We start from the raw sequence: 8948 nt of genomic DNA, 5'->3' as shown, positions 1-8948 counted from the left end.
GCGGGTCCGTTGTGGCTGGTCGCGCCCACGCGGCGGAGCCGCGAATGTCACAGCCCCGCGCCTCTGTCGGGGCGCCTCCCGCAACGGAGTTGAAAGGGCTCGCCGATGCCGTGCCCGCCCAGCTCGCCGAAGTGTTGGCCGGTGACCTGGGGCTGACCGGGAGCCGGCTGGCCTTCACCAATGCCTGTGTCGCTTCCGCCGCCGCGATCATTCATGGGTGTCGGCTGATCTCCTCGGGGCGGGTCGAGACCGTCGTCTGCGCTGGTGGGTATCTGGTCGAGGAGGAGACCTTCGGGAAGTTCGACTCCGGGCGGGCGCTGTCGCGGGACGGCATGGTGCGGCCGTTCAGTGCCGGGCGCAGCGGGCTGCTGCTGGGCGACGGGGTCGCCGCCGTCGTACTGGAGTCGGCCGGGCACGCCCGGCGGCGCGGGGCCCGGCCGCTGGTGTCCGTCGTCGGCTGGGGTGCCGCCACCGACGCCCACCACATCGCCCAGCCGCACCCGGAGGGCGCCGGTCTCGCCCGCGCCGCCCGGCAGGCGATGCGGCAGGCCGGGGACCCGGACGGGGCGACCCTCGGATACGTCAACGCCCATGGCACCGGCACCAGGTACAACGACGGCGCCGAGACCCGGGGCCTGCGCGCCGCGTTCCCCAAGCATGCCGAGTCGATCCCGGTCAGCTCGACCAAGAGCACCACCGGCCACCTTCTGGAGGCCGCGGGCGTCGTGGAATTCGTGATCACGATGCTGGCCCTGCTGGACGGCGTACTCCCGCCGACCGCCGGATACGCCGGCCCCGACCCGGAGTGCGACCTCGACTACGTACCGAACGAGCCGCGCCCGGCCGATCCCCACCGGGCCCTCACCGTCAACGCCGCCTTCGGGGGCGCCAACACCGCACTCGTCCTGGAGCGGCCGTGACCACGATCCGTGAGCCCGCGCTCCGTTCCTCCCTCGCGGTCCTCGCCGCCGCCACCGCGACCCACGGCACCGGCCGGGCCGGCGACATCGAGCTGCCGAAGCTGCCCGGCTTCGTGGAGTCGGCGTTCAGTCCGCTGGCGTACGAGGTGAGCGACCGGTGTCTGACCGCGCGCCCCGGGGACGGCGACCGTACCGCCGTGGTGCTGGCCGGCCTGGCGGGTGACACCACCACGGCCGACCTGGCCAGCTCGCGCATGGTGTCCGGGCGGGTCCACAACCCGCTGCTGTTCATGCAGGCCACCGCCAACTCCGTGCTGGGGCACATGAGTCGGGAGTTCGGCATCACCGGCCAGATGTTCAGCATCTCCACCTTCACCGACGCGCTGACCGAACTCCTGGCCATGGCCGACCTGTTGCTGGAGGACCCCGAACTGGAACGCGTCCTGGTGCTGGCCGTGGAGCTGGGCGGCGGCGAACGCGTGACCGCCGTGCACCGCGAACTGGCGGCGACGAACAGCGAACACGCGGTACCGGACCTCCCCGAGTCCGCGGGCCTGGCGGCGGCGCTACTGCTCGGCCGTCCCGAGGACGACCCGGCCACCACCGCCGGGGCACAGGTGCCGATCAGCTCTCCCGCATCAGCGACCGGCCAACTCGGCGGCATACAGCCCTTGTTCGAGCTGGCCACCGCCCACCGCACCGCCACCTCCACGCACACCGACACGGAAAGCCATACCCATGCTCATCAGTAGGCAGGAGCGGGCCCGGATCTGCTCCGACCCCACCCTGGGCGCCGGAAACGTCCTGGCGCGGCTGACGGCGTACGACCGTCCACGCGACGAGGTCGTCCTCCGCGTGGACGGCAACTGGCCTGCCCCCGACGGCAGTTGTCCCACCCGGCTTACACTCGGGGAGCTGGCGGAGATCACCGAGACGTACGCCGGCTGGTATGCGGCCCAGGGTGTCCGTCCCCGCGACCCGGTCGCCATCCACTCCCACTCCAGCGCCGAGTTCGCGGTGAACTTCCTGGCGCTGACGTCCCTCGGCGCGATCCCGTCGTTCGTCAACGGCAACCTGCCGCCCGACATCGCGCGGGAGTACGTACGACGGCAGGGCGCCGTGGGTGCCTTCACGGACCGCGCGCACCACGACGTACTGACGGAACCCGGATCCGCGCTCGGCTTCTGCGCGACCGCCGCCGACATCCGCCCCGAACACCGCGCCTCGCTCCCGCCCTCCTACCCGTACCGCCACGACCCCACGGACCCGGTGCTCATCTCGCACTCGTCCGGAACCACCGGTATGCCCAAGGGAGTTCCGCACACCCACCAGACGCTGATGTACGCGCAACTGCACCGCCTGCGCTACTCCACCGGCACCGACATGGAACGCACCCTGGTCGGACTGCCCGGCGCCCACAACGCGATGGTGGCGACGCTGCTGTACTGCCTTCTCCTGGGCACCGGCATCAAGCTGCTGTCCAGCCAGCGCGGCGCCGAAGTACTGGACGCCATCGAGGAGTTCAGGCCCACCACCGTGCTGGCCTTCGCGGGGACCTTCGGCGAGATGGCCACCGCCGAGGATCTGGCGGACCGCGACCTGTCCAGCGTGCAGGTGTGGTTCAACACCGGGGACGCGGCGCACGAGGCGCACATCCGGGCCCTCGTACGGCACGGCAGTCACCGGACCGTCGGCAGGGATCTGCGGCGCGTCCGTCTCGACGGTTCCGTCTTCGTCGACGGGCTCGGCTCCTCCGAGGCCGGCTACTCCGTCTTCCACAACCGGCACACCAAGGACACCTCGGCCTACTCGCGCTGCGTCGGCAGACCGATCAGCTTCGCCGAGGCCGCGGTACTCGCCGAGGACGGCACCCCGCTGCCGCCCGGCGAGATCGGCCGCCTCGGCCTCAAGTCCCCTACTCTCACACCGGGTTACTGGAACGACTCGTTGACCTGGAACCGGATGCGCCTCGGCGGCTACTGGCTCACCGGCGACCTCGCCCACCAGGACGAGGACGGCAACTTCTACCACCTGGACCGCGTCCCGGACGCGATCCGCACCCCCTCCGGTGTCGTCTTCAGCACCCGCACCGAGGAACTCCTGCTGCGCGAACTCCCCGAGCTGGCCGACTGCACGATCGTCGGGGTCGCCGAGGACGGCGTCCGCGCGGACTGGGACGGCGACGGAGTCGCGGAGGCGTACGCCCTCCTCCAACTCGCCGACGAGGCAGCGACGGATGAGGATCAGGCCGAAGAGTGTGTCACCGACGTGGAGTTGACCGCCCGCGTGAACACCGTCCTCCGGTCCGCCGGATTCCCCCCGGTCACCCGCGCTCTGCGCATGCGACCCGACGACGTCGCCAAGGGCGCCACCGGCAAGGTCCTCAAACGCGTGATGCGCGACCGCTTCACCACCACCCCGGCCAAGGAGCCACGATGAGCACGGGCGCCGCTGCCGATGAGGTCAACCACCGCGCCCGCGCGAGTGAGGCGTACCGGCTGTGGTGGCAGCACGACGCGAACTGGTACCAGGCGGTGGCGAGCCGGTTCGGGCAGGAGGCCGCCAACGAGCTGAACGCGGAGGCGCTGCGCAAGGTCGCGACGCACGTCGGCCAGCGCGTCGGCCGCCTCGCCGGACCCCTCCCCGACACCGGCGACACCGGCAAGGACCTGGAGGAACTCCGGCGCCGCTACGACGACTGCGGCGACCGTATGTTCCCGCCGGAACTGCGCAACGCCTCCACGGCGGTCGAGGACGTGACGGAGCGGGACGGCCTGATCGTCCTCACCCTGCGCCGCAGCTTCGCCATCACCATGGTGCGGATGGCCGGTTCACTGGACGGCTACCGCTGCCCGTGCACCGACATCCACGCGGGCTGGTCGGAAGGCCTCGGCGTCACCTTGACGGAGAACCGCGCCGAGGCCTGCCTGCGCGACGGCGACAAGGCCTGCCGCCTGCTGATGCGCGTACGAACACCCCTTGCAGCACTCCCAGTTGAGCTTTTTGTCGCACCCCTTGTTCACGACGGTACGGAGGACTGAACACCATGCGGATACTTGTCGCGGGAGCCACCGGAGTGGTCGGCCGTCCCCTGGTGGGCGCGCTGCGGTCCCGGGGCCATCAGGTGAGCGCGCTGGTACGGGAGGAGTCCCTGGCCCGTGCTCCGGAGGCGGACGCGATCGTGGTCGCCGACGTCCTCGACCGCGAAGCGCTGTCGGCCGCCGTGTCGGAGGCCCAACCCGAGGTGGTCGTGCACCAGTTGACGGCGCTGCGGGACATGTTCGACAACCCCCCGGAGGCGTTCGCCCGGACCGCGCGACTGCGCACCGAGGGCACCGCCAACCTGGTCGCGGCGGCCCGCGCGGCCGGTGCCCGGCGGCTGGTCGCCCAGTCCATCGCCTTCGCCGCCGCGCCGAACGCGGACCTGGCCGTCGACGAGGACGCCCCGCTGTACGTGGACGCCCCGGACCCCGGCTGGTCGGCCACGGTACGGGCGATCGCCGAGCTGGAGGACCAAGTGCTCAATACTTCGGCCGAGTTGAGCGGTGTGGTGCTGCGGTACGGGTCGCTGTACGGCCCCGGCACCGCGTACGCCCGTACCGGCGGGAGCGCGCAGTGGGTGCTGTCGGGCGGGTTCCCGCTGCCCGAGGGCGGGGCCGGGATCACCTCGTTCCTGCATGTGGAGGATGCCGTGGGGGCGGCGGTGGCGGCCGTGGAGTCCGAGGTCACCGGTACCTTCCACATCACGGACGACGAACCCGCCCAGGCCGCCCAGTGGTTGCCCCACTTCGCCCGTGCGCTGGACGCCCCGGCGCCGCGCGTGATCCCCGCGACGACGGCACCCCAGTTGCTCGGCTGGTTCATGGCCCACCAGCTCACCTCGGCGGTGGGCGCGTCAAATGCCCGCGCGCGTACGGAACTTGGCTGGAAGCCGCAGCGGCCGAGCTGGCGTAACGGGCTGGGTGAGGAATGACGGCCGGACCTGAACCGGGTTCCACGGGTGACACCCGCGAGGCCGTCGTCGTGTGCGTGGTCGGCGCCGGTCCGCGCGGGCTGTCGGTCCTGGAGCGGCTCCGCGCCAACGCGGGGGAGGCCGGCCGCCCGGTCGTGGTCCATCTCGTCGACCCGTACCCGCCGGGACCGGGCGCGGTGTGGCGCACCGACCAGCCGGCCGAGCTGCTGATGAACACGGTGGCCTCCCAGGTGACCCTGTTCACCGACGACAGCGTGCCGTGCGCGGGCCCGTCGGTACCGGGCCCGAGCCTGTACGAGTGGGCCCGCACCCTGGCAACAGGACCCGAGGCGTACTCATACCCGGCCTCGGTCCTGGCGGAGGCCCGCCGCCTCGGCCCGGACACCTACCCGACGCGCGCCTTCCACGGCCACTACCTGGAGTGGGTCTTCCGGCACCTGCTGCGCACCGCCCCGCCCGAGGTCACGGTCCACACCCACCGGACGAGGGCGACCGCACTGACCGAGGACCCGGACGGCAGCCAGTCCGTGACCCTGGCGGACGGCGAACCGCCGCTCACCGGCCTGGACGCGGTCGTACTGGCCCTGGGCCACGGCCGGTTGACACCGGGCCCGGAGGAGCGGGCCCTGCGCTCCTTCGCCGCCCGCCACGCCGGTACCAGCACCGGTCCCCGTACGGGAACGGGTTACGTGGGGCCCGCCAACCCGGCCGACGCCGACCTGAGCGGAATCCGGCCCGGCACCCCGGTCGCCCTGCGGGGCCTCGGCCTTAACTTCTTCGACCAGTTGGCCCTGCTCACCGAGGGCCGGGGCGGTACGTTCAAGCGGGGCGACGACCAGAACGGCCGGGGTTCCGGGCTCGTGTACATCCCGAGCGGCAACGAGCCGGTGCTGTACGCCGGTTCGCGGCGCGGAGTGCCGTACCACGCGCGCGGCGAGAACGAGAAGGGCGCGCTGGGCCGCCACCGCCCGCGTTTCCTCACCCCGGAGGTCATCGCCCGCTTACGGAAACGCCCCGTCGGCTTCAGGGCGGACGTCTGGCCCCTGATCGACCGCGAGGTCCGGACGGTCTATTACGAGGCGTGGCTCCGGGCCGCCCAAGGCCCCCGGGTGGCAGCCGAGTTCGTACGATCCCGCCTCGCACACGGCGACCACGACGAGCCGGCCCTCCTCGACCGCTTCGGCGTGCCCCCGGACGAGCGCTGGGACTGGCGGCGCATTGAACACCCGCACGGGGAGCGGCAGTTCACGGACCGCGCCGACTTCCGGACCTGGCTGCTGGAGTATCTGCGGCAGGACGTCACCGCCGCCCGCCTCGGCAATGTCAACGGGCCGCTGAAGGCCGCGCTGGACGCGTTGCGGGACCTGCGCAACGAGGTCCGGCTGGTGGTCGATCACGGAGGGGTGTCGGGTGAGTCGTACCGGGCCGAACTGGACGGCTGGTACACGCCGTTGAACGCGTTCACGTCGATCGGCCCGCCCGTGTTCCGGATCGAGCAACTGATCGCGCTGATCGAGGCGGAGGTGCTGCACGTGGTCGGTCCGGGAATGCGGGTGTGTCCGACGAACGGTGAGACGGACGGTGAGACGGACGGTGAGGGGGACGGTGAGGGGGACGGTGAGGGGGATCGGACCGGACCCGGCTTCCTCGTGGACGCGGAGGGGGTGTCGGAGCCTCCGGTGCTGGTGAGGACGCTGGTCGAGGCGCGGCTGCCCGGCATCGACCTGCGGCGCAACGCCGATCCGCTGCTGCGGGGGCTGCTGGCGGAGGGCGGGTGCGTCCCGTACCGGCCGGGCGGCCACCAGGCGTACGAGACGGGCGGGATGGCGGTGACCGACGGCGCGCCCCGGCTGCTGGACGCGTCGGGACGGGCACATCCACGCCGGTTCGCGTTCGGGGTGCCGACGGAGGGGGTGCGCTGGGTGACGGCGGTGGGCATCAGACCGGGCGTGGGCTCGGTGACGCTGGAGGACTCGGACGCGATAGCGCGGGCGGTACTGGGACTGGAAACAGGGTCGTCTGGCGTAGGGAGTCGATGAGCATGAACGGAATCATGGGGACCCTCGCGTCCGTCGGCACCGACGCCGGGCTGCTGGCGCCCGCGTGGGCGGGCACGCGGGCGGCGGCCGAAGTGACCGACGAGGCATGGCTCCAGGCGATGCTGGATGTGGAAGTGGCGCTGGCCCGCGCCCAGTTCGAGGTGGGCCTGACACCCGCCACGGCACTGACGTCGATCATCTCCCAGGCGCACGCGGACCGTCTGGACCTGGTCGCCCTGGCACACGCGGCCCGGGGCGCCGCCAATCCGGTGGTCGCCTTCGTCGCCGCGTTCACCGAGGTGGTCGCCGCGAAGGACCCGGCCGCCGCCGAGTACGTACACCGGGGTTCGACCAGCCAGGACATCCTGGACTCGGCGGCCATGCTGATCGCCCGCCGCGTACTCACCCTCATCGCCGCCGACCTCGAACGCACCGCCACCGCCCTGGCCACGCTCGCGGACACCCACCGCCACACCGTCCTGGCGGCCCGCACCCTGGCCCAGCACGCGGTACCCACAACCCTCGGCCTGAAGGCGGCGACCTGGCTCCAGCTCGTCATGGACGCCCTGACGCGGGTACGGGCGGTGGCCGGTGCCCTGCCCGCCCAACTGGGCGGCGCGGCTGGCACGTTGGCAGCGTACGGCGAGTACGCGGCCTTGGACGGCGGCGAGGGAGAAGCCCCGGAGCCGGGCGAGTCGGGCGAGTCAGGCGCGTCAGGCGAATCGGCCGCCGGCGGAGTCGAGCTGCTGGCCCCCTTCGCGAAGGCTCTCGGGCTGGCGGAACCGACGCTGCCGTGGCACACCGTACGTACGCCGATCGCCGAACTGGGCGCGGTGCTCCAGTTGGTGACCGGGGCGCTCGGCAAGTTCGCGCTGGACGTGCAGACTCTGTCCCGTACGGAGATCGGCGAGCTGTCCGAGCCGGCGGCGGCCGGACGGGGCGCCTCGTCCGCGATGCCGCAGAAACGCAACCCGGCGCTGGCCACCCTCATTGTCTCGGCGGCACGCCAAGTACCGGCGTACGCACTGGTGTTGGCCCAGTGTCTGCTGGCGGAGGACGAGCGCCCGGCCGGGGCGTGGCATGCCGAGTGGCAGCCGTTGCGGGAGGCGCTGCGGCTGGCGGGCGGCGCCGCGCACACGGCGGTGGAGCTGGCGGAGGGCCTGATCGTCCACCCGGAGCGCATGCTGGCGAACCTCCATCTGACGGGCGGAGCGATCGTCACCGAACGGCTGGCGGTCGTACTCGCCCCGCTGCTCGGCAAGGCGCAGGCGAAGAAGCTGCTGTCGACGGCCTCGGCGGAGTCGGCGACCACGGGCCGCCCTCTGACCGAAATCCTCGTCGAAAGCCCGGAGTTGGCAGCCGCGGGACTGACCCCCACCCACCTCTCGAACCTGCTGGACCCGACCCGCTACACGGGCGCGGCGGAGGCACTGATCGACCGGGCACTGCGCGCATACGAGAAGAGGAGCAGCTGACCGGTATCAGCCGGTATTCCTCGTCACAGGAATACCGGCCAATTCCAGCTGATACCGGCTTACGGATTGCGCCGAGCGTCAGTCCTTGATTCCCCAGGCGCAGAACAACTGCGGATATTCGAGTACCGCCTGCGCGGTGGCGAGTTCCTCGGCAAGGCGTGCCTCGTAGGTCTCCGGCCCGACTTCCTCGGCGGTCGCGACACCCGCCTTTTCGATAAGCGGGAGCATTGTCTTGATGATCCCCGCGAACGACGCGGGGCCGTCCGGATCGCCGGGCACGAACTGGTGATGGACGGCCATCATCCCGACCGGCCGCAGACCGGCCTCCCGCACCACTCCCGCCAGCGCCGGACCCAGCCCGGTGGCGCCGTTCGCCTTGGCGAAGGCCTGGGTCAGCCAGGACACGCTGCTGGTCGCCAGGGGCGTGGCGGGCCGCGATCCGGCGGCATGCAGATCCATCTCCACCGGGGCCACCAGGCCGCCGGAAACAAGCAGTTCAGCCTGGGTCCGGAGCACGGCGGCCGGATCCGGCGCGTACATC

At 72.0% G+C, this 8948-nt stretch carries 7 protein-coding genes and 1 pseudogene; 7 read left to right on the top strand and 1 reads right to left on the bottom strand.

What is annotated here, in order from left to right:
* The 7 genes from AOK08_RS23300 to AOK08_RS23270 form a co-directional block, all read left to right on the top strand.
* Positions 1-920, top strand: a 920-nt coding sequence (locus AOK08_RS23300; protein WP_055529425.1) for a beta-ketoacyl-[acyl-carrier-protein] synthase family protein, incomplete at its 5' end; no start/stop codon positions are given.
* Positions 917-1672, top strand: coding sequence for a hypothetical protein (locus tag AOK08_RS23295; protein ID WP_055529423.1), 756 nt, complete (start codon positions 917-919; stop codon positions 1670-1672). The genes AOK08_RS23300 and AOK08_RS23295, both read left to right, overlap by 4 nt.
* A complete protein-coding gene (locus tag AOK08_RS23290) occupies positions 1659-3359 on the top strand; it encodes a class I adenylate-forming enzyme family protein (RefSeq protein ID WP_055529421.1) in 1701 nt (566 codons plus the stop codon). Before AOK08_RS23295 ends, AOK08_RS23290 begins: the two co-directional genes overlap by 14 nt.
* The gene (locus tag AOK08_RS23285; protein WP_055529419.1) at positions 3356-3961 is read left to right on the top strand and encodes a hypothetical protein; all 606 of its coding nucleotides are present in this window, start codon (positions 3356-3358) and stop codon (positions 3959-3961) included. The genes AOK08_RS23290 and AOK08_RS23285 overlap by 4 nt, the downstream gene beginning before the upstream one ends.
* Before the next feature lie 5 nt (positions 3962-3966).
* Entirely contained in the window at positions 3967-4893 is a 927-nt protein-coding gene (locus AOK08_RS23280) for an NAD-dependent epimerase/dehydratase family protein (RefSeq protein ID WP_055529418.1), read from the top strand.
* Positions 4890-6932 carry an FAD/NAD(P)-binding protein gene (locus tag AOK08_RS23275; RefSeq protein ID WP_055529416.1) on the top strand — a complete coding sequence of 681 codons (2043 nt, stop codon included), beginning with the start codon at positions 4890-4892 and terminating at the stop codon, positions 6930-6932. The genes AOK08_RS23280 and AOK08_RS23275 overlap by 4 nt, the downstream gene beginning before the upstream one ends.
* Positions 6929-8407, top strand: a complete 1479-nt coding sequence (locus AOK08_RS23270; RefSeq protein WP_198539352.1) for a class-II fumarase/aspartase family protein — start codon at positions 6929-6931, stop codon at positions 8405-8407. Before AOK08_RS23275 ends, AOK08_RS23270 begins: the two co-directional genes overlap by 4 nt.
* A gap of 78 nt (positions 8408-8485) precedes the next feature.
* Here AOK08_RS23270 and AOK08_RS23265 read toward each other — a convergent pair.
* Positions 8486-8948, bottom strand: a pseudogene (locus AOK08_RS23265) (hypothetical protein); the annotation flags it as partial.

The sequence above is a fragment of the Streptomyces graminilatus genome, assembly GCF_001418565.1.
Taxonomy (GTDB): Bacteria; Actinomycetota; Actinomycetes; order Streptomycetales; family Streptomycetaceae; genus Streptomyces; species Streptomyces graminilatus.
The sequence above is the reverse complement of the archived record's forward strand: the minus strand, read 5'-3'. Positions and strand labels throughout refer to the sequence as shown.